General features: G+C 70.1%; 10 protein-coding genes, 1 tRNA gene and 1 pseudogene. 6 read left to right on the forward strand and 6 right to left on the reverse strand.

Features of this window, described 5'->3' with window-relative positions; translation table 11 throughout:
* The 3 genes and pseudogenes from BYZ73_RS23575 to BYZ73_RS12680 all read left to right on the forward strand — a co-directional run.
* Nucleotides 1–206: pseudogene (locus BYZ73_RS23575) on the forward strand (hypothetical protein); the annotation flags it as partial.
* A gap of 21 nt (nucleotides 207–227) precedes the next feature.
* Nucleotides 228–377 carry a hypothetical protein gene (locus BYZ73_RS22765; protein ID WP_181498047.1) on the forward strand — a complete coding sequence of 50 codons (150 nt, stop codon included), beginning with the start codon at nucleotides 228–230 and terminating at the stop codon, nucleotides 375–377.
* A 36-nt stretch (nucleotides 378–413) separates the two neighbouring features.
* Complete coding sequence (locus tag BYZ73_RS12680) at nucleotides 414–842, forward strand: site-specific integrase (RefSeq protein WP_245943143.1); 429 nt, start codon at nucleotides 414–416, stop codon at nucleotides 840–842.
* 106 nt (nucleotides 843–948) lie between these two features.
* Here the strand turns inward: BYZ73_RS12680 and BYZ73_RS12685 are convergent.
* The 3 genes from BYZ73_RS12685 to glpX all read right to left on the reverse strand — a co-directional run bounded on the left by BYZ73_RS12685 (nucleotide 949) and on the right by glpX (nucleotide 3846).
* Nucleotides 949–1023, reverse strand: a tRNA-Glu gene (locus tag BYZ73_RS12685).
* 99 nt (nucleotides 1024–1122) lie between these two features.
* Nucleotides 1123–2871 carry a single-stranded-DNA-specific exonuclease RecJ gene (gene recJ, locus BYZ73_RS12690; RefSeq protein WP_112316233.1) on the reverse strand — a complete coding sequence of 583 codons (1749 nt, stop codon included), beginning with the start codon at nucleotides 2869–2871 and terminating at the stop codon, nucleotides 1123–1125.
* 3 nt (nucleotides 2872–2874) lie between these two features.
* On the reverse strand, nucleotides 2875–3846 hold the full coding sequence (glpX, locus tag BYZ73_RS12695; RefSeq protein ID WP_112316234.1) for a class II fructose-bisphosphatase: 972 nt from the start codon (nucleotides 3844–3846) through the stop codon (nucleotides 2875–2877).
* A 149-nt stretch (nucleotides 3847–3995) separates the two neighbouring features.
* On the opposite strand from glpX, the gene BYZ73_RS12700 reads away from it, so the two are divergent.
* Complete coding sequence (locus BYZ73_RS12700; RefSeq protein WP_112316235.1) at nucleotides 3996–4661, forward strand: SOS response-associated peptidase; 666 nt, start codon at nucleotides 3996–3998, stop codon at nucleotides 4659–4661.
* Between the two features lie 4 nt (nucleotides 4662–4665).
* On the opposite strand, the gene BYZ73_RS12705 is transcribed toward BYZ73_RS12700, so the two are convergent.
* From BYZ73_RS12705 to BYZ73_RS12715, 3 genes are read right to left on the reverse strand one after another with little or no spacing between them, the layout of a single operon-like run.
* Nucleotides 4666–7980, reverse strand: coding sequence for a hypothetical protein (locus tag BYZ73_RS12705; protein ID WP_112316236.1), 3315 nt, complete (start codon nucleotides 7978–7980; stop codon nucleotides 4666–4668).
* Entirely contained in the window at nucleotides 7977–9893 is a 1917-nt protein-coding gene (locus tag BYZ73_RS12710; protein WP_112316237.1) for a trypsin-like serine peptidase, read from the reverse strand. The genes BYZ73_RS12705 and BYZ73_RS12710 overlap by 4 nt, the downstream gene beginning before the upstream one ends.
* A 5-nt stretch (nucleotides 9894–9898) precedes the next feature.
* Nucleotides 9899–12661 (reverse strand): S8 family serine peptidase, encoded by a 2763-nt coding sequence (locus tag BYZ73_RS12715; RefSeq protein ID WP_112316238.1) that lies wholly within the window; start codon nucleotides 12659–12661, stop codon nucleotides 9899–9901.
* Between the two features lie 148 nt (nucleotides 12662–12809).
* Between BYZ73_RS12715 and BYZ73_RS12720 the strand changes: the two genes are divergently transcribed.
* A complete protein-coding gene (locus BYZ73_RS12720; RefSeq protein ID WP_112316239.1) occupies nucleotides 12810–14066 on the forward strand; it encodes an Hsp70 family protein in 1257 nt (418 codons plus the stop codon).
* A gap of 132 nt (nucleotides 14067–14198) precedes the next feature.
* A complete protein-coding gene (locus BYZ73_RS12725; protein WP_146746297.1) occupies nucleotides 14199–19568 on the forward strand; it encodes an ExeM/NucH family extracellular endonuclease in 5370 nt (1789 codons plus the stop codon).
* Nucleotides 19569–19654: the final 86 nt, after the last annotated feature.

The following is a 19654-nucleotide window of genomic DNA, read 5'->3' on the forward strand; positions in this document are numbered from 1 at the left end:
AGTGTGTCCGGGGAAAGGGGAACTGCGGTCGTCAGCTGATTTGCGCAACAGCGCCCGAACAGACAGGCCGGGACTGGAAGTCCCTTTCCGCAATTTATCGCAGCGCGATGAAGCGCGAATTCGATGCGATGTCGGAAGCCTATGGAACAGCGCAAATCAGGGCGATCAGACCGAAACACATCGAAGCCGATCTGGCCAAACTGTAAGACGGAAAAGCAAACACGCGATTGAAGGCATGGCGGCGCGTGATGGCCGGGGCCAAGAGGCGCGGCGAAATCGAAGCCGACCCATCCATTCAGGTCAAGCGCCGCACTGTGAAATCCGAGGGCTTTCCCGCCTGGAGCGCAGCCGAAATTGCTGTCTACCGGGAGCGCTGACCAATTGGGACGACCGCCCGCGCAGCCTTTGAGTTGGTGTTCTGGACAGCCGCCAGGACGATTGACGCAGCAGCGCTTGGGCCTCGCAACATCGACCATGATGGCGTTCTGATTTACCGGCAAAGCAAGGTGGGCAAGCCCGCACACGTTCCATGGAATAGCGCCCTTCCGGCGGTCGCACGTGGATGGGCTTTGGAACTGCGGCAAGTGAAAGACGCCCTGCAGGTCACATCTGGCGGGTTCACCTTTCTTGAGGCAAACGGCAAGGTCCGGTCCGTGAAGGGGCTTGGCAACCTTATTGCGGAATCAGCTCGGACCGCCGGCATCGGCAAGTCTGCACATGGTCTTCGAAAATCACGACTGACAGCCATCGCTGAAGCGGGCGGCTCCGCGCATGCGATTATGGCATGGGGTGGTCACCAGACCCTTCAGGAAGCCGACGGTACACGCGTGCAGCGCAGCTGAAAAAACTGGTTATGGGCAATGAACATACCGGGAACAGTGTATCACCTACGATTCCTGATACAAAAACCGCGAAAACGTGAGTGATTTCAACGCTGCTTTTATGGAATGGCAGCCCGTAGGGGAATCGAACCCCTCTTTCCAGGTTGAAAACCTGGCGTCCTAACCGATAGACGAACGGGCCAGCGTTGTGCGTGGCGCGGTAAGTAGGCAAATCCTCGGGGGGGCGCAAGAGGTTTTTTCGACCCGTGACACAGATTTTTCATGTGCCGCGGCGCGGGGCTCAACCCGCCCGCGCGGCGTCCTCCAGCCGAAGCTGAACCGACTGCCGGCCGTTCCAGACATTGACCTCGAGCCGCCCCGCCAGATGCACGCGGGCGCCGCCATGGCCTTCGAGAAACGGACCGAGCGGGCCGTCGAAGGCTCCGAAGGCAATGGCATCGATGCGGGCGCCCAGCCCGTCGCCGAAGCTGATCTTCAGATGCGACTCGCCCACGCGGCGGACATGCTGGATGGCGCAGTCGGCAAAGGCGAAGCGGGGGGCAGGGGCCCCGGCTCCGAAGGGGCCCGCGCGCTCGATCTCGTCGATCAGCTCGACCGTGGCGGCGCCCGGCATCAGCAAGGCGTCAAGCCGCAGGTCGGCCGGCCCCATCGTTCCCGCGCCCTGCCGGGCCAAAAGCTCGCCAAGCCGCGCCATGGCGGGCTCCAGCCGGTCGCGTGTGACCGTCAGCCCCGCCGCCATCCGGTGGCCGCCGCCCTTGACGAGCAGCCCCTCGGCCGCAAGCCGGTGGATCGCGGCGCCCAGATCGACGCCGGAAACCGACCGGCCCGACCCCTTGCCCTCGTCGCCATCGAAGCCGATCACCACGGCGGGGCGGTTGGTGGCCTCTTTCAGGCGGCTCGCGACGATGCCGACGACACCCGGATGCCAGCCCTCGCCCGCGGCCCAGACCAGAGGGCCCTCGGTGCCGCGCGCCTCGGCCTGGTCGAGGGCCGCGGCCCGCACCGCGGCCTCGATCTCGCGCCGCTCGGTGTTGAGCTGGTCGAGCCGTTCGGCCAGCGCCGCGGCCTCGTCGGGGTCGGCGGTCGCCAGCAGTCGCGCGCCCAGATCGGCCTGACCGATCCGGCCGCCGGCATTGACCCGGGGGCCGAGCAGGAAGCCCAGATGATAGGGCGTGGGGGCGCTGTTCATGCGCGCCACGTCGGACAGCGCCACCAGACCGGGGCGCTGGCGCCGTGCCATGATCTTCAACCCCTGGCGCACCAGCGCGCGGTTGACCCCGGTCAGCGGCGCGACGTCGGCCACGGTCGCCAGCGCCACCAGATCCAGCGATTGCAGCAGGTCGGGGCCGCGCAGCCCGCGCTCGCGCATCTGCCGGTTCACCTCGACCAGCAGCAGGAACACGACGCCCGCGGCGCAAAGATGGCCAAGGCTGCCATCCTCGTCCTGCCGGTTGGGGTTCACCACGGCCAGCGCGGGGGGCAGCGTCTCGGCGCCGAGGTGGTGATCCAGCACCACGACATCGGTGCCGCTGGCTGCGGCGATGGGCTCGTGGCTGAGCGTGCCGCAATCGACGCAGACGATCAGATCGTGATCGCGCGCCAGCGCCTGCATCGCGGGCACGTTGGGGCCATAGCCCTCGTCGATCCGGTCGGGGATATACAGCGTGGCGCCGTGGCCCATGGCGCGCAGCCAGGTCAGCAGCAGCGCGGCCGAGGCGCCGCCATCCACGTCGTAATCGGCAAAGACCGCGATCCGCTGGCGTCCGGTCAGCGCCTCCAGCAGCCGCGCGGCGGCCCGGCCCATGTCGCGCAGCGACAGAGGGTCGGGCAGCAGGTCCTTGAGGGTCGGGTCGAGGAAGGCGGGCACCGCCTCGGCCGCCACCCCGCGCCGGGCCAGCACGGCCGCGACGGCAGGGGGCAGCAGGGCGGTCTGCGCCAGAGCCTCGGCCTGGCGCGCCTCTTCCTCCGACGGGCCGACCCAGCGCCGCCCGGTGGCCGATGACTCGACCCCCAGATACGCGCGCGTCATGCCTTACTTGGTGGGGTTGCGGTAGAACATCCGCCGCACCGACCCGGTCTTCGACCGCATCAGCAGGGTTTCGGAGGTCAGATACCCCACCTCGCGCTTGATCCCCGGCAGAAGCGAGCCGTCGGTGACGCCGGTGGCGGCGAAGATCACATCGGCCTGCACCAGGTCGTCGCGGGCATAGATCCGGTCCAGATCGGAGATCCCGGCCTTGGCCGCGCGGCCACGTTCGTCGTCGTTGCGGAACAGGAGCTTGCCCCACATCTGCCCGCCCATGCATTTCAGCGCGGCGGCGGCCAGCACGCCCTCGGGGGCGCCGCCCGAACCCATGTACATGTCGATGCCGGTGCGGCCGCGATCGGCGCAATGCATGATGCCCGCGACGTCGCCGTCGGTGATCAGCCGGATCGCCGCGCCGGTCGAGCGGACCTCGGCGATCAGGTCCTCATGCCGGGGGCGTTCGAGGATGCAGACGGTGATGTCTTCGGTACGCCCGCCCTTGGCCTTGGCCAGCACCTTGACCCGTTCCGAGGGCGACATGTCGAGCGTGACCAGGTCCGTGGGATAGCCCGGCCCGATGGCCAGCTTTTCCATGTAGACGTCGGGGGCATGCAGCATGGTGCCGCGCGGGCCCATGGCGATCACCGCCAGCGCGTTCGGCATGTCCTTGGCGGTCAGCGTGGTGCCTTCCAGCGGATCGAGCGCGATGTCGACCGCCGGGCCTTCGCCGGTGCCGACCTCTTCGCCGATGAAGAGCATGGGGGCCTCGTCGCGCTCTCCCTCGCCGATGACCACGACGCCCTTGATGTCGAGTTCGTTCAGACGCCGGCGCATCGCGTCCACCGCCGCCTGGTCGGCCGCCTTCTCGTCGCCGTGGCCGATCAGCTTGGCCGAGGCCATGGCCGCCGCTTCGGAGACCCGAGCCAGCCCGAGGGACAGCATCCGGTCGTTGAAATCGACAGGGGGGTTCTTGGTCATGGGAATGCCTTTTGGGACAGGAAATTTCTGTTGCGCCCATCTAGCCCCCCGCTCCCTGCAAGGGCAAGGGGGCGCGCCGACGCGGTCGGCTGGGTTGCGCCGGGCGCGCGGCCGTTGACAGCCAGCCCGCGTCGCGCCTTCCATGGCGCATGTGCGGACGCTTCGCGATCACGATGCCGACAGAGGCGATGGCCGAGCTCTTCGGGGCGGTGCCCGGCAACGATCTGCCCGGCGGACCCGACTACAACATCTGCCCCACCGACACGGTGACAGCCGTGACCTCGGCCGAGGGGCTTCGGCGGCTGCGCCCGATGCGCTGGGGGTTCCTGCCGCACTGGTACAAGACCCCGGCCGACGGGCCGCTTCTGATCAACGCCCGCGCCGATACCGTGGCGCAGAAGCCCGCCTTTGCCGCCGCCGCGCGCCAGCGGCGCTGCCTGATCCCGGCTTCGGGCTTCTACGAATGGCAGAAAGGCCCGCAGGACGCGCGGCTGCCCTGGTACATCGCCCGCAGCGACGGCGCACCCCTGGCCTTCGCCGCGATCTGGCAGGATTGGGAGCGTGACGGCCACAGCCTGACGACCTGCGCCATCGTCACCACCGAGGCCAACCGGGCGATGCAGCCGGTCCATCACCGGATGCCTGTGATCCTCGACCCCGACGACTGGCCGCTCTGGCTGGGCGAGGCGGGGCATGGCGCGGCGGCGCTGATGCGCCCGGCCAGGGACGGGGTGTTATCGCTGCACCGGGTCGGGACGGCGGTGAACTCGAACCGCGCCGAAGGCCCCGAACTGATCGAACCGCTCGAGACGTGATGCCTCAGCCGGTCTCGCCGGGCCAGGTCCAGCGGCGGTCCATCTCGTCGAAAAGCGCCTTGAGGGCCTTCAGCTGGGGCGCCGGTCCGCGCGCGGCCATCTCGGCGACCAACTTCGGCAGCAGCCCGCAAAGGTCGGTATAGCGGATCAGCTCAAGCGCGCGGTCGTGCCGGTCGAATTCGCTGGTGCGGGGCGCGACCAGTTCCTCCAGAGACCGCGCGGCCCGCTTGGGCCAGACCGGGACGGCCACGGCCACCGGCTCGAAACAGGCGGCGGCACGGGTGCGGGGCAGCCGGTTCAGAAGCGCGGCGGCCAGGGCGCGGTGCAGTTCGGGCGTCTGGCCGCGTGCGATCAGACGCAGCACGGGGGCGGGGACAGGCCCGTCCAGCCGGACCAGCGCCCGGATCTCGGTATCGCCCGGCGCGAAGGCGGCGCCCGCGAAGATGCGCTCGGCCTCGGTCTCGACCCGGCCGGGATCGGCGGCCAGCGCCTCGGCCAGGGCTGCGAAATCGGGCTTGCCGGGATGGCCCTCGACCAGCCCGCTGACAAGCCGCGGGACGTCGCTGGGCCGGGCGAGCCAGTCCAGCAGATCGCGTGCCAGAAGCGGCAGATGCGCAGGCACCGCGAAAAAGCTCTTGTCGGTCCGCGTCGCGGCCCGCAGCACGGCGCGCCCCAGCGTCGAGCCGGTCAGCCGCCGCACCAGCCGCAGCCCGGAGGGCGATTGCAGCATCGGAGATGTCTCGACTTCGGGCAGGCCAGGCGGCCGGTCCTGGCAAAGCGCGTCGAAATCGTAGAACGCTGCGCCAAGATCCACGCCCTCGGCGGCGATAAGCTTGGCATCCACCTCGCCCGAGGCGATCAGGCCGAACGGCCCGATCTCGCGCCAGCCGGAGGGCGGCGGCATGATCATGCCGACAAGGGTCAGCCGCCAGAGCCAGTGATCCTGCCAGGGCGTCTCGACCGGCAGCGGCCGGGTCAGGTCGGGCCATTGCCCGATCCGGGACAGCGCGTCCCAGCCCATCGCCGAGACCTGTTCGAAATCGGCCTCGTCGAAGGCCAGTTCCATCGCATCCTGCAGGCGGCGGTCGTTCAGCACCGCGCCGCCGTCGCTGCCGGGCTCGATCCAGTCGGCGAGGCGGGGCAGGGGATCGGATGCGGCCACCTCGTCTTCGGGCGGGAAAAGGTTCTGCATCGGCGGGTGCCGAATGTCGCGGGGGCGGAAGACCACCTGGAATGCGGAGGCTTCGGGCGTCTCCGGCGGCCCGGCCGCACGGGGCGGGGGCGCGGCGCGGGCGCCGGTCTGGCGCATGCTGCGTAGGTCCTCGGCCTCGCGGGCCTCGCGGGCCAGGTCGGGCGGCAGCGCGTCGATCTCGGTACGCGACAGGGCCCCGGCCTGGGGGGCGAAATGCTTCAGGATCGCGCGGACGGGCAGGCGCATCACCTCGAGATCCTCGCCCGCCAGCGACAGCACCGCGCCCGCGCGCTCGGGATGGGCGCGCAGCCAGTCGGTCTCGCCCTTCAACGCCTGCAGATAGGCGGCCTCGTCGGGCAGGCCGTCGGCCTCATGGCGGGCGATGGCCGCGTCCAGCACCCGCAGATGGGCGGGCTCGGGCCGGGTCAGCATCATCGGCAGCATCACCCGGCGCACGTCGCGGCGGTGGCGAATGCGGGTACCGCCCGGTTCGGTGCTGACCAGCCAGACCTGTTCGCCCAGCGCCTTGAAGGCGGCGGCTGCGTGGCCCGGCGGGCTCAGGTCGACCCCGACCGCGGGCGCGATCACCTCGGCCAGCAGCGGCTCGGTCACCTCGCGCAGCAAAAGCCCCGGATGGGCCAGCGCCTTGATCGCGTCGCGGTCAAGCCCCTCGGGCAGGCCGCGCACCCTGAGCCGGTCGAGAAACCGGCTGTAAAGCGTCCGCAGGACGGTTTCGGCCGGCATCCCGGCCAGACCCTCGCGCCCGAGATCGTCGATCACCCGGGCGCGGTCCTTCGCAGCCAGCCCGTCCAGATGGCGCCCGGTCAGCAACAGGTGCAGCGGATGCCCGCCCACCGCCGCGACCAGCGCCGCCCGGGCCGGTTCGGGCAGCTCGGGGCAGCGGAGTGCCAGAAGCTCGCGCGCGTCTTCGGCCGCAAGCGCGGCCAGATCCAGCCAGGCATCGAACCAGAGCGCGCGCAGGCGATCGTCGACCGGTGGTGCGGTGCGCCCCGAGGCGATGGCCGTGATCGCGCCCGGGCCTTCGGGGGCCAGCATCGCCAGCCGGTCGAGCCAGGCCAGCAGCCGGTAGAACAGCGTGAAGGTCGGGCTTTCGGCAAAGGCGTCGCGCATGTCCTGCGCGGTGATTTCCTCGATGGTGTCCAGCACCACGGCGAAGGGCCGGGGCCCGGCCTCGGTCAGGATCGCGCGGGCATCTTCCAGCAGCAGGTCGGCTGCGCTGATAGTAGCCTCGCCGGTCATCGACTGGCGTTCCAGCGCGCGGGCGCTGCGGGCGGCCGAAAGCGGCCCGTCCAGCTCGGGCGCCTGCATGCCGATCTGGCGAGTGACCTCCTCGGTCCAGGCGACCGGGCCGCCATGGGCCAGCGTCGTCTGGTCGAAATCGAAGCTTATGACCCAGCGCGGCGGCACCAGCCCGCCAAGCCGGGGCGTCAGATCGGCCAGAAAGGCCGATTTTCCCATCCCGGGCGAGCCGGTGATCAGCATCACCCGCGCGAGCCGTCCCGGATCGCCCGCCAGCGTTTCGGCCGGGGCCGGGGCCGTGCCGCCGGTCATGAAGGCCAGCGCCGCCGTCCGTTCCGCGCCGCGCCCGGACAGCGCGCGCGGCAGCACCAGCTTGCGTCGCGCCGCCTCGGCCAACTCGACCGAGCGTCTATAAAGCTCCATTTCGAAGGCGCGCACGGCCGCGCGGCGGTCGGCCGGGACCAGCGCCTGGGCCAGGATCGCTGCGCTGATCGCGGCGCGCAGCCGGGGCTGGCGGTCGTCGCCCTCGGGGCAAAGCGCGTCGGCATCGAGCGGCCCGGTGCCGGTCAGGCAGGCTTTCAGCGCGCGGCCGAAGGCGTCGTCCTTCAGGGGCGGGCGCTTGCGCCAGAGCCGGGCCAGCAGGTCGGGCTGGCGGACCAGCGCCTTCAGGGTCTGGGTCCGTTCGGCGGTGTGCATGGTCCAGAGGATGTCCCCGCCGCGCACCACCTCGTGGCACAGGGCCGCCAGCTGGCCCAGCGCCTCGGCCCGGCTGGCAGCGTCGGTCGCGGCATAAAGAAACCGCGCCGGGGCGAAGGGCCCGGACAGCGCCGCATGGGCGATGGCACGGCGGGTGGTGGGATCCGTCATGGCGCGCCGCCCGCGCCCAGAAACGCCTTTTGCGCATGGCGGGTCAGCAACCTTGCCAGCGCCTCGGTCGGGCAGCCGGGCGGCGCCGTGTCATCCTCGGTTGCTAGGCCGGACCGGGCCAGGTCGCGCAAGAGCGCCGCGAGGCGCGGCGGGAATTCGTCGGGCGGCATGTCGCGGGTCAGAAAGCCCTCGATCCAGGCCTTCAGCTCGGCCGGGCCGGGCGGCGCAGCCAGATATTCGACCAGCGTCGCGTCCTGCAGATCGCCGAGTCCCTCCAGCCGCTTGGGCAGCCCGGCCAGCACGATCCGCAGCCGCGGCTCGCTGGCCACGCGGCGGTAAAGCGCGACCAGATAGCTTGATGCGCCCCATTGGGTGCCGATCGGGTCGGCGTCGATATCGTCGATCATCAGCCAGACCGTCTTGCCCGGTGCGGCCGCCAGCAAAGCCTGCACCGTGCGGTCGACCAGCACCCCGGTCGCGTCGGCGTCGAGCGTGGTCTCGCCCGTGGCGCCGGGCAGGTCGACCCGGGCCTCTGGCCCCATCAGCCCGACGATCCGGCGCGCGGTGACGAAGGGGTCCGGGTCGATCTGCGAGGTTTCGATCAGCAGGACATGGTGGCGGTCCGGCGGCAGGCAGGCGGACAGCACCCGGTGGGTGAAGCTGCGCCCGATCCGGGGCCGCCGCGCGCCGGTCTCGTCGGGGGCGGTCAGCACCGCGATGATGCGCGCCCGCCCGTCGATCGCGCGGTGAATGTGCTCCTGCAGCTGGGTCCGCCCCAGGATCGGAAGCGCGCGGCCCGGGCTCCAGTACAGCCGGGGCGGAACCCGGGCCAGTTCCGACGCCAGCGCCGCCCCGGCATCGCGTGCGATCAGCGCCAGCGGGATCGCCCGGTTCACCCGGTCGCCGCCCTGCGCGCCCGCCTCGAACCCGGCATCGTGCATCGCCACCGGCCGCTTGTCGCCGTCCAGCACCAGCCCGCCCGACGATCCGTGCAGCGCGTTCATCAGGTAATGGATGCGGGGCGGCAGCGGGTCGGCGTCGATCGCCAGTCCATGCGGTGCGGGCGCGCGGACATTGCCCACCACCTTCATCGGCTGGCCGCGCGGAAACTGCCACAGCTCGAGGCCGACGCCCACCGCAGGCGGCGCGGGTGCGGCGGCGATGTCGTAATGGCCTCGGGCATGGCCCGGCCGCCCGTCGAGCCTGAGGATCGCATAGTCGAGATGGTCCGCCAGCGCGGCGGCGGTTTCGGCCCTGGCGCCCGGCACGCTGGGGCTGGCGGCGAAAAGCCAGTCGGGACTGCCCCGGATCTCGACCGGCGGCACCAGTTCGCGCTGACCCATGTGATAGTCGAACCGGACCAGCGGGGCCGCGTCCGGCTTCGGCGTCCCGGTGGCCGGGTCGAGCAGCCCGGCCACGACATGGTGGTTGGTCAGCACCAGATGCGGCCCGATCAGAAAGCCCGATCCCAGCTCTTCGGCAATGGTTTTGCCGGGCGCGTTCGGGTCGGGCTTTTCGCAGAGGATCAGGCAGCAGCGCCGCAGCGCGTTCATGGTGCCGGTCGTGACATCCAGCGCGGCCGCGAAATGCTGGCTGGCATTGGCGATGCTCTGCAGCTCGGGCCGGGCGTCCTCGTTGACCCCGGCCGAAAGGTCGGCGAATTTCTGGAACACGAATTCGACCAGCCAGCCATCGGCATTGGCCCGCTCCATCGCCGCGGCGAAATCCATCCGGTCGCGTTCGGCCCCGGCGGGCAGCGGGTCGATCTGGTTGCGGGTCTCGGCCAGTTCCATGAAACTCGGGGCCTGGTGCCTGACACCGATCTCGTCGAAGGCGGTCTCGAACACGCTGCGCGAGACCCGCAGGCCCCGCGCAAGGCGCATGATTGCCGCCGTCGGAATGGCCTCAGGCATTGCGGTCAGATCCAGGCGGCGCCGGGGATCGGCCCAAGATGGCTCTGGTCCACCCGCCCCAGCGCATGGGCCTTGTTGGCGGTCAGCGGCGCGCCGCTGAAATGCAGCCCCGCGACCGAGGGCGTCGCGGTGAACTGCACCAGCACCGAGCCCGAATTGCCGCCGAGCGTGGTGCAGTCATGGCTGGCGGCCCAGCCCTCGCTGTCGCCCGGCAGCATGCCCGGCCCCTGGATGATCCGGCCCGGAGCCACGTATTTGCGGCCGTAATCGGTGCCGAAGATCTCGCGCAGCCGATTGCCGATCTCGCGGCTGACCGCGCCGGTCGCAGGGTCCACAAAGGCCGACCGGCCCGGCCGGGCGGGATAGCCGATCACCACCATGTCGGCCGCCTCGTCCATCTGCCGCGCCAGCGGCAGCGCGCGCGGCAGGCCCGGGGCGGTCGCGTCGAGGCTCAGCAGCGCCATGTCCAGATGGCTCAGCCGCTCGACCCCGTTGATCGGGTCGGGCCCGGCCATGACGACGCCCGTCAGGGCATGGCGCTGGCTGCCATCTGCGGTTTCTGAAAAGTCGATGGTGACCGCCCCGCGGCCCATCCGCCAGAGGCTGCCGCCGGGACCTGCCAGTTCGTCGGCGCAGGCTTCCAGCACATGGCGGTTGGTCATCACCCGGCCGCCGCCGATCAGGAAGCCGGTGCCGATATGGGTGCCGTCGAGGTCGATCCGCCCGACCGACCGGGTCCAGTCCGGCAGGTTGACCACCAGCCCCAGGAAGGGCGCCCAGTCGCCCGCCAGCGGATCGTCGGTATCGACGCTGCCGTCGATCACCCGGAAGGCGGGGCGGTCCTGGATCCGCACAAGCGCCTCGAGCGTGATGCGGCCGGGCAGGTCCAGCTCGTCCAGCCGGTCCTCGGCGGCCATGCGGATCACCTCTTCGGCGCCTTCCAGCATCCGGGCCTGCGCGTCGCGGTCGCCAAGCCCGGTGGCCTGCAGCCGGTCGAGGCTGGCGCGGGTGCGCGCCATCAGCCGCCCCGCGCCCTCGCCCGCAAGGCGCGCCCGGGCCTCGGGTTCGGTCAGGTTCGCGCTCGATTCCGCGGTGCCGGGCTGGCCTGCCGCCAGCAGCTTCGCGTATTGCGCCGAGGGGCCGGTGGCCGCGATCAGCGGCGGGGTGAAGGCGCCCGCATCGGACCGCGCGGCCAGCCCGCGCATCACCGGCTCGGGCATGTGGCGCACAAGCCCGGCGCTGGGGCGCGGGCTCGCCGTGGTCTCGACCGCGACGCCCGCCGCCCGGTTCTCGCGCAGCCAGGCATCGTTCAGCAGATAGACCGCCTCGGTGCCGACCCGGGGCCAGTCGCCGTCGCCCATCTCGATGGCGTCAAAGCTGTCCTCCAGCGCGGCGAGGATAGCATCGTCGTCGGGCGGGGGCGCGGATTCGGGCGCCGCGAGCGGGCTGATGCGCGACAGGTCGAGCCGCAGAAGCGCGTCGGCATCGACGATCCCCGCCCCCATGCCTTGCGGCCAGTTCGCGGGCCGCCGCGCCGTTGCCTTCAGCGCGGTGCGGAAGAGGTCGGTGACGGTGATGCCCACCCGCGCGGCCTCGTCCCTGACCTTCTGGCGCCCCAGATGCTGGACCCAGAGCGCGGCCACGCCCGCCGTCAGCGCGGTCGCAAACGAGGTGCCCTGACTGGGCTCGGTCGTGCCCTGGCCGTTGTCGCCGGGCTTGCGGCGCGCGACGCGGACATTCTCGGCCGGGGCGGCGGCGGCCACCTGGCGGCCGCGGCTGGTGCCCTTCCAGGGCCTGTCCAGATGGTTGGTCCCGGCCATGCCCACCACGTTCGGGTCGCGCGCGGGATAGACCACGATCGGCTGCACGCAATTGCCTGCCGCCGAGACGATCACGATCCCGGCCTGCGCGGCCGTCCGCAGAGCCGCCGCCATCGCCGGGGAATAAAGCGCGCCGCCCAGCGACATCGAGATCACGTCGGCGCCCGCATGCACCGCATGCAGGATCGCCTTCGCGACCGGCGTCGGGTCGAGCCCCAGAACCACCGCGTCGAGACAGCGGATCGGCGCCACCTTCGCCCCCGGCGCGGCGCCGAAGACCCGGCCCGGCGCGCGGCTGGCCACGGTCGAGGAGGTCGCGGTGCCATGGCCCGGATTGCCCATGCTGGTCGACAGCGGATCGGTCGGATCGGCGGTGCCGGTCAGCGTGTTCCAGGCGCGGCTTAGATCCAGCGCCCCCGCCAGTTCGGGATGGTCGGCGACCCCGGTATCGGGCTGGGCCACCAGCATGCCCTGCCCGGTGATGCCACGCGCCCAGACCGGCTTGACGTTGATCGCGCTTACCGCCCAGTCGTCGGGCAGCGCCTCGTCCTTCGCCACCCAGCAGGTGAGGGTGAGAAAGGCATCGGCCACGCTTTCGACCCGCTCGGGGTCCTCGGGCGCCCCGACGAAGCTGGCGCGGATGTCGGGCACCGCCGAAACCAGCTGCATCTCTTCGACCAGCGTGTCGGCCGCGTCGAACAGCGCCTCGGGCGAGACCCGCCGCCGGACACCGGGAAACTGCAGCACCAGAAACTGCGGCAGCAGCGGGTCGAGCGGCTCCAGGCTGAAGCGATCGCCGCCAAGCATCCCCGCGAGGCGCGCGCGCTGGGCCTCGCAATCGGGCGCCGCGGCGTATTCCAGGGTGAACCTTAGCCGGTCCGGCGGCAGGCCGGGCTCGGCCTCGGGTGCCGCGACCGATTGTGCGGCAACAAGCAATTCAAGCGTCATCAAAAAATCCCCCCTAAAATCCCCTTCGGAAAGTATGCGCGCGAACGCCTCAAAAACCAAGACTGGCCTCGGGCGGCGGGTGCCGCCCCTTGCGCCGCCGCGCGGTTTCCGCTAGCTCGGCAGGCTTCTTGCGTCAGGGAGTCCCGCCATGTCCGCCCCGCTTGCCCCCGCCCCGCTTGCCATCGACTTCGGAACCTCGAACTCGGCCGCGGCGATGCTGGCCGGGGGCAAGGTGCAGAGGCTGGCCATCGAGCCCGGTGCCGAGACCCTGCCCACCGCCGTCTTCTTCCCCGAGGACCGGTCGTCGATGCGGATCGGTTCGGCCGCCGCCGAGGCGCTGATCGCGGGCGACGAAGGCCGCTATATGCGCGCGCTGAAAAGCGTTCTGGGCACGCCGCTTTTCCACGAGGCGCGCCCGATCGGCGGCAAGCGGCGGACGCTGGCCGAGATCGTCACCGCCTTTCTGGCCGAACTGAAGACCCGCGCCGAGGCCGATGCGGGCACCCGCTTCGACCGGGTCCTGTCGGGCCGCCCGGTGCATTTCCACAGCGCCGATCCGGTCCGCGACGCCGCCGCCGAGGCAGATCTGCGCGGTTGTTACGAGGCGGCGGGCTTTCGCGAGGTGGGCTTCCGCTTCGAGCCCGAGGCTGCCGCGCTGGCCGCCAGCGCCGATGCCCGGGCTGACGCGCTGGGGCTGATCGTCGATATCGGCGGCGGCACCTCGGATTTCTCAGTCTTCCGCGCCGCCCCGGGCGGCATCGAGATCCTGGCCAGCCACGGTATCCGGCTGGGCGGCACCGATTTCGACCATGCCGTGTCGATGGCCCATGCGATGCCGCTGCTGGGGCTTGGCGGCGAGCTGCGCCGCAGTCTCGGCGAGGGGCTGTTGCCGGTGCCGAAGGCGATCTATGTCGAACTGTCGACCTGGGCGATGATCCCCTTCCTGTACACGCGCGAGACCGAACGGGCGGTGGCCGACATGGAACGCCACGCGGTCGACGCGCCAGCGATGGGGCGGCTTGGCCATGTGATCGGCGCGCGGCTGGGTCACGAACTGGCCTTCGCGGTCGAGGCGGGCAAGATCGCGGCCAATGGCGGCGGCGCGGCGGCGCGGATCGAGATGGACCGGATCGAACGCGGCCTTGGCGCCCCGATCACGGCGGGCTCGCTGAACGCGGCGCTCGCGCCGTACCGCGAGCCGCTCAGGATGGCGATCTATGAAACCCTGATGCTGGCCCAGGCCCGCCCGGACCAGATCGGCGCGGTGGTGCTGGTCGGGGGCTCGAGCCTGATGGGCCTGATCGAGGCCGAGGCCCGCGCGGTCTGTCCCGGCGCCGCGCTGCGCCGGTCCGAGGCCTTTACCGCTGTCGTCGACGGGCTGGCCCTGGCCACCGCCGATATCTGACGCGGCGGCGTTTTCGCCGGGCGTTAACCTTCTCATTCCCGTCATGTGGCGCTGCTAGGGCTGGCCACGGCTCCGCAAAGGGGGCGCGCAGGGGGCCGCGGGGGGCGGTCCTCGCAACGGGGAGAATTCACCATGCCTGAACTCGCATCGACCGGGTCCGGTCTTGTGCTGACCGCCATCGTCGACGGCCCGCTGAGCGGCGGGCTTCCCAAGGCCATCGAGCTTTATGCCCTTGAAGACATTGCCGACCTGTCGGTCTACGGGCTTGGCTCGGCCAATAATGGCGGCGGTACGGACGGGCAGGAATTCGGGTTTCCCCCCGTTTCGGTGCAGGCGGGCAGCTATCTTTACCTGGCCACCGAATCGACCGGCTTCGCGGCCTTCTTCGGCTTTGCCCCGGACTTCGTCTCGGCCACCGCGGCCTCGATCAACGGCGACGATGCGATCGAGCTGTTCCTGAACGGCACCGTGGTCGATACCTTCGGCACGCCCGACGCCTCGGGCTCCGGCACCGTCTGGGACTATCGCGACGGCTGGGCCGCGCGCAATCCGGGCACCGGCCCGAGCCCGGTCTTCGACCCCGCCGACTGGACCTATTCGGGCGCCGACGCGCTGGACGACGCGACCGCCAATGCCTCCGCCGCCGCGCCGGTGCCGCTGGCCGGTTACGGCGCCGGCGCGCAGGCGCTGGTGATCAACGAGGTGCTGGGCAGCACCACCGGCACCGATGTCGAATATGTCGAGCTTTACGGTACGCCCGGCCAGTCGCTGGCGGGGCTGAGCCTGATCGTGGTCGAAAGCGACGCTCAGTCTGATAACGGCCATATCGACGCCCGGATCGACTTTGACGCGGGGGACACGCTGGGCACCAACGGGTTCTTCCTGGTCGGCACCGCGTCGGTCGCGCAGGTCTATGGCGTGACGCCCGATCTGGTGATCGCGACCAACACCATCGAAAACTCCAGCTACACTCTGGCCCTGGTCGAGACCGCCTCGCTGTCGGGCACCAGCGTCACCGGCACGGAAACCGTGATCGACAGCCTCGGCGTGACCGATGGCGAGGGCGCGGGGTCCTTTGCCTTCGGCGCGCCGGTCGTCGGACCCGATGGCAGCTTCCTGCCCGCGGGCGCGCGCCGCGCCGAGGATGGCGTCGATACCGACAGCGCGGCCGATTTCGTGCTGGCCGATTTCAACCTTGGCCCGGCCAACACCCCCACCGCCGCCACGCGCGAGGTCGGCGGGGACTATGACGATGTCTTCATCCACGACATTCAGGGCGAAACCGACCTGGCCGACGGCACGCTGGTGGGCGTCGCCGGAGCCGCCGACGAAAGCCCGATGTTGGGCGCGGCGGTCCGGGTGCAGGCGGTCGTGACCCAGGTCGTGCCGGGGCTCGGCGGCTTCTATATCCAGGAAGAGGACAGCGATGCCGATGGCAATGCGAAGACCTCGGAAGGGATCTTCGTCGCCTCGACGCTGGCGGTTGCGCCGGGCGATCTGGTGACGGTCGAGGGCATCGTCGCCGAAACCGGCGGCGAGACCCGGATCAATGCCGACACTGTAGCGGTCGACGGCACGGCCGCGCTGCCCGAGGCCACGGTCATCGCGTTCCCCACCGCGACGGTGCTGGTCGATGCCGATGGCGACTATGTCGCCAATCTCGAGGCCTACGAGGGCATGCTGGTCACCATTCCCGAAGAGATGAGCGTGACCGAGATGTTCCAGCTGGACCGGTTCGGCACGATCCGGATCAGCTCGGACGGCCAGTTGGTCACCTATACCGAGATCTTCGAGCCCGGCGTCGAGGGTTATGCCGCCTATCTGAAGGAGGTGGCGGCGCGGTCGCTGGTGCTGGATGACGGGTCCGACGCGCAGAACCCGGCCGAGATCCTGGTGCCCTTCCTCGGCGAGGATGGCACGCTGGATGGCGGCGACGTGATCCGGATGGGCGATGTCTATACCGGGCTGACCGGGGTTCTCAGCTATTCCGAGGACAGCGCCTCGAGTTCGGAAGAGCCCGAATACCGCATCCACCTGCCGCAGGCGGGCGAATTGACCGCCACCAATCCGCGGAGCGATGCCCCCGAGGATGTGGGCGGCAGCCTGACCGTCGCGTCCTTCAACGTGCTGAACTATTTCACCACCATCGACACCAATCCCGGCAGCTACAACGGCCCTTACAATACCGGGCCTGGGGGGGATGAAGAGCCGCGCGGCGCGAATGCGTTCTCCTATGACGGGCTGACCGAGTTCGACCGCCAGGAGGCCAAGCTGGTGGCCGCGATCAAGGCGGTGGCGGCCGATGTGGTGGGCCTGATCGAGATCGAGAACGACCCGCTGGGCTCGACCTCGCTGGCCGCGCTGGTGGCGGCGCTGAATGCCGAGGGCTGCAGCTATGCCTATGTCGATACCGGCCCGATCGAGGGCGCGATGGGCGGCCCGGTCGAGGGCGACGCGATCAAGGTGGGCTTCCTCTACAACACCGAGACCGTGTCGCTGACCGGCGATTTCGCGATCCTCGACGAAACCGTCGACAGCCGCTTTGCGACCGAGGGCGTACAGCGCCCGGCGCTGGCCCAGACCTTCACCGAAACCGCCAGCGGCGAAAGCTTCACCGCCGTCGTGACCCATCTGAAATCCAAGGGCTCGGTTCTGCCGGGCGACGAGGATATTGGCGATGGGCAGGGTGCCAATAACGCAACCCGGACCGAGGCCGCCAAGGCGCTGGCCGACTGGCTGGCCTCTGATCCGACCGGCTCGGGCGACCCGGATGTCCTGATCATCGGCGATCTGAACGCCTACACGAAAGAAGACCCGGTCAAGGCCATCGAGGCGGGCGCCGATGACATCGCGGGCACCGCGGACGACTTTGTCAACGTCGTCACGCAATACGATCCCGACGGCTATTCCTATGTCTTCGACGGCATGACCGGCTCGCTCGATCATGCGCTGGCCAGCGGCAGCCTTGCGGACCAGGTGACCGGCGCCACGATCTGGAACATCAATGCCGACGAGGCCGACGCGCTCGACTACAACCTCGATTACGGCCGCGACGGGTCGCTTTACACCGCCGATCCCTACCGCGCCTCGGATCACGATCCGGTGGTGGTCGGGCTCGATCTGCAAAGCGCGCCCCGCATCTTCACGCTGGAAATCCTGCATGTCTCGGACCAGGAGGGCAGCGCCTCGTCCGTGAAGGCGGCGCCGAACCTCTCGGCGGTGATGAACGCGCTTGAGGCGCAGGATCTGGGCAATGACGGGCTTGCCGACAACACCATCCGGCTGAGCTCCGGCGACGCCTTCATCCCGGGCGTCTTCTTCGAAGCCTCGGCCTCGGTCTTCGGGTCGGGCGGGATCGCCGATATCCAGATCCAGAACGAGCTGGGCTTCGACGCCATCGCGTTGGGCAACCACGAATTCGACAAGGGCACGGCGGTGCTGGCCGGTCTGATCTCGGGCGATGCGGCGGGCGATTTCTCGGCGCTGACGGGGTCCGCGCTGGCCGGGCAGGACTTCACCGGCACCCTCTTCCCCTATCTCTCGGCCAATCTCGACGTCTCGACCGATGCGAACCTCGCCCCGCTTGCGGCGGCGGGCGGGCAGGCGCCGCAGGGCAATTCGATCACCTCGTCGACCGTTCTCGACGTCAATGGCGACCTGATCGGGATCGTGGGCGCGACCACGCCGACGCTGGGCCGGATCTCGAGCCCGGGCGGCGTGACGATCTCGCCCGACTGGGAGGGCACGCAACCGACCGAGGCCGAGCTTGACGCGCTGGCCGCGGTCATTCAGGCCGAGGTCGATGCGGTGCTGGCCGCCCATCCGGGGATGAACAAGGTCATCCTGATGGCGCATATGCAGATCCTCGGGATCGAGCTGGCGCTGGCCTCGCGGCTGTCGGATGTCGATGTGATCCTGGCGGGCGGGTCGAACACGCTGCTGGCGGACGAGACCGACCGGCTGCGCGATGACGACGCGGCGCAGGGCACCTATCCGCAATTCGTCACCGACGCCGATGGCAACACCGTCGCGGTGGTCAACACGGACGGGTCCTACAAATATGTCGGCCGGCTGGTGATCGACTTCGACGAGGACGGGCACATCCTGGCCGACAGCTACGATGCCGAGGTCTCGGGTGCCTATGCGACCGACGATCAGGGCGTGGCGGATCTGGGCGCCGAAGACCTCGTCGATCCCGAGATCCAGGCGATTGCCGATGCCATCGGCGCGCAGATCGTGGCGACCGAGGGCAATGTCTTCGGCATCTCCGAGGTGTTCCTGAACGGCAACCGGTCGGGCACCGGCGCGGTGGGCGACACTGACGGGGTCCGCATCCAGGAAACCAATCTGGGCGACCTGACCGCCGATGCCAACCTGGCGGCGGCCCGGGCGGTGGACGACACGGTGCTGGTCTCGATCAAGAACGGCGGCGGCATCCGCGCCTCGATCGGCGAGACCGTGGTGCCCGCGGGCGGCACAGACTACGTGCGTCAGGCCAATGGCGAGATCGTCGATGCCGACGGCGAAATCGTCAAACCCGAGGGCGGCATCAGCGAGACCGACATCAAGGCGACGCTGGCCTTCAACAACGCGCTGTCGCTGGTCACGGTCACCCGGGCCGATCTGGTCGCGATCCTCGAACACGGGGTCGCGGCGGCGCCCTCGGCGGCGGGCCAGTTCCCGCAGGTCTCGGGCGTGCAGTTCAGCTTCGACCCCGACCTGCCCGCGGGGGCGCGGATCGTCTCGGCCGCGATCACCGATGCCGATGGCAACGACCTCGACGTGCTGGTGCGCGACGGCCAACTGGTGGGCGATGCCGACGGGCTGGTCCGGGTTGTCACGCTGAACTTCATGGCCGATGGCGGCGACGGCTATCCCTTCCCGCAAGGCGCGGCTTATACCGACCGGGTCGATCTGGCCGATCTCGACGGCGACGGCAGCGCGGACGGCACCCTGTCGGGCGTGGCGACCTTCGCCGCCGACGGCACCGAACAGGATGCGCTGGCCGAATATCTGGCCGCGCATTTCGGCGATGCCGACAGCGCCTTCGATCTGGCCGATACCGGGGCCGAGGGCGACGAGCGGATCCAGAACCTCAACTACCGCGACGACACGGTAATCGACGCCCCGGCGCTGACGCTGGTGATGGGCACGGCTGGGAACGACCGCCTGACGGGCACCGATGGCGACGATCTGGTGGTCTCGGGCGCGGGTTTCTACGAAACCATGCTGGGCGGGGCCGGGGCCGATCTGTTCTACTTCGGCGACGAGGCGCTGAACGGCAGCCGCGAGCGCGACTTCGTGCTGGACTACGAGGTCGGGGTCGACCGGATCGCGCTGGGCCAGGGGGTCGAGATCGGCGGGATCGTCCAGTCCGGAACCAGCGTGGTGGTCTATCTCGACGACCCGCTGGGGCAGGACGACGCCATCTATGTCCGGGGCAGCGGCGTGACGGCGGCGAATATCGACTTCGTGCACGACTACACGTTCATGGGCGCCTGAACCTTGCCCGGGCCGGGGGAAACTCCTCCGGCCCGGGTCTTTTCGGCAGGCCGCGCCGCGCGGCCCGGGGGTGGGCCGCAGGACCG

Source organism: Rhodovulum viride (genome assembly GCF_003265965.1).
Classification (GTDB): Bacteria; Pseudomonadota; Alphaproteobacteria; order Rhodobacterales; family Rhodobacteraceae; genus Rhodovulum; species Rhodovulum kholense.

Excerpts from the sequence above, each read along its gene's own strand:
- BYZ73_RS12710 (WP_112316237.1), bottom strand. The coding sequence starts at position 9,893 with ATGCCTGAGGCCATTCCGACGGCGGCAATCATGCGCCTTGCGCGGGGC.
- BYZ73_RS12705 (WP_112316236.1), bottom strand. The coding sequence starts at position 7,980 with ATGACGGATCCCACCACCCGCCGTGCCATCGCCCATGCGGCGCTGTCC.
- BYZ73_RS12720 (WP_112316239.1), top strand. The coding sequence starts at position 12,810 with ATGTCCGCCCCGCTTGCCCCCGCCCCGCTTGCCATCGACTTCGGAACC.
- BYZ73_RS12715 (WP_112316238.1), bottom strand. The coding sequence starts at position 12,661 with ATGACGCTTGAATTGCTTGTTGCCGCACAATCGGTCGCGGCACCCGAG.
- BYZ73_RS12725 (WP_146746297.1), top strand. The coding sequence starts at position 14,199 with ATGCCTGAACTCGCATCGACCGGGTCCGGTCTTGTGCTGACCGCCATC.
- BYZ73_RS12700 (WP_112316235.1), top strand. The coding sequence starts at position 3,996 with ATGTGCGGACGCTTCGCGATCACGATGCCGACAGAGGCGATGGCCGAG.
- recJ (WP_112316233.1), bottom strand. The coding sequence starts at position 2,871 with ATGACGCGCGCGTATCTGGGGGTCGAGTCATCGGCCACCGGGCGGCGC.
- glpX (WP_112316234.1), bottom strand. The coding sequence starts at position 3,846 with ATGACCAAGAACCCCCCTGTCGATTTCAACGACCGGATGCTGTCCCTC.